At 34.4% G+C, this 786-nt stretch carries 1 protein-coding gene; it reads left to right on the top strand.

The features are described 5' to 3' along the window. On the top strand, positions 1 to 786 hold a 786-nt coding region (metK, locus tag JWF52_RS18910), incomplete at both ends, for a methionine adenosyltransferase (protein WP_208335016.1).

The raw sequence follows: 786 nt of genomic DNA, 5'->3' as shown, positions 1-786 counted from the left end.
GTAGGTGCAGGTGACCAAGGTATAATGTTTGGTTTTGCTTGTAACGAAACAGAAGAATTAATGCCACTTCCAATATCTTTAGCTCATAAATTAGCTAGAAGATTAACAGAAGTTAGAAAAAATTCTACATTAGACTACTTAAGACCAGATGGAAAAACTCAAGTAACAGTAGAATACGAAGGAAATACTCCAGTAAGAGTTCATACAGTATTAATATCAACTCAACATGGAGAAGAAGTAACTAGTGAAACGATAAGAGAAGACTTAATAAATCATGTAATAAAAGCAGTTATACCAGCTAATTTATTAGACGAAGAAACTAAGATATATATAAATCCAACAGGAAGATTCGTTGTTGGTGGTCCTCAAGGAGATACAGGTCTTACAGGAAGAAAAATAATAATAGATACTTACGGAGGATATTCAAGACACGGTGGTGGAGCATTCTCAGGAAAAGATGCTACAAAAGTTGATAGATCTGCAGCTTACGCTGCAAGATATGTAGCTAAGAATATAGTTGCAGCTGGGCTTGCTGACAAGTGTGAAATAGAACTTGCATATGCAATAGGTGTAGCAAGACCACTTTCTATATTTATAGATACGTTTGGAACTGGAAAAGTATCTGAAGAAATATTAGTTAAATTAGTTGAAAAGAACTTTGACTTAAGACCAGGTGCAATAATAAGAGACTTAGACTTAAGACAACCAATATTCAAAAGTACAGCAGCTTATGGACACTTTGGTAGAACTGATATAGATTTACCATGGGAAAGAACAGATAAAGCT

Origin of the sequence: Clostridium sp. CCUG 7971, assembly GCF_017590215.1 — a bacterium.
Taxonomy (GTDB): Bacteria; Bacillota; Clostridia; order Peptostreptococcales; family Peptostreptococcaceae; genus Faecalimicrobium.
This window is presented reverse-complemented; position numbering and strand designations above follow the sequence as displayed.